General features: G+C 41.1%; 1 pseudogene. It reads left to right on the plus strand.

The features are described 5' to 3' along the window. A pseudogene (locus HMPREF2983_RS02640) lies at positions 1–312 on the plus strand (hypothetical protein); the annotation flags it as partial. Positions 313–477: the final 165 nt, after the last annotated feature.

The raw sequence follows: 477 nt of genomic DNA on the forward strand, positions 1-477 counted from the left end.
AAGCAAGGAAAATATGTGCATGAACCCTTTTTCGACAACTTAGAGTCACCCACAATCTTCAAAGATGCCCGTTGTATTGTGAACAATCGCCACATCAATGAGGAGCGTACTGAATATGATATGTACCAATATGACGGCCAAAATTATCAGCTCATTTCAACCTTAGTGCAACGTGGTTACACTTCTGAGAACCTTCTACTCATCCTCTATGATGCCAGCGGAAAACGTGTGCGTGAAATCCAAAAGCCCACATTCCAGCAGCTGACTCCTCTTTGGCAGAAGTACACTTTAATTGACTATTTAGGCTATTAAGAGGCAGTGGAAAGGACATGACGACCTGCCGTGACCGTTCATGCCCATGATTTTAGCGTGCAAAATGTAATTAATTTGCATATAAAGGCGTTGTCTCTCAACTTTTTACTACCTTTGCCTGCGAATAGAGAAAAGTCAAGATGAGTAAGAAACAAATTCTTTTGA

The sequence above is a fragment of the Prevotella sp. HMSC077E09 genome, from assembly GCF_001814685.1.
Lineage (GTDB): Bacteria > Bacteroidota > Bacteroidia > Bacteroidales > Bacteroidaceae > Prevotella > Prevotella oris.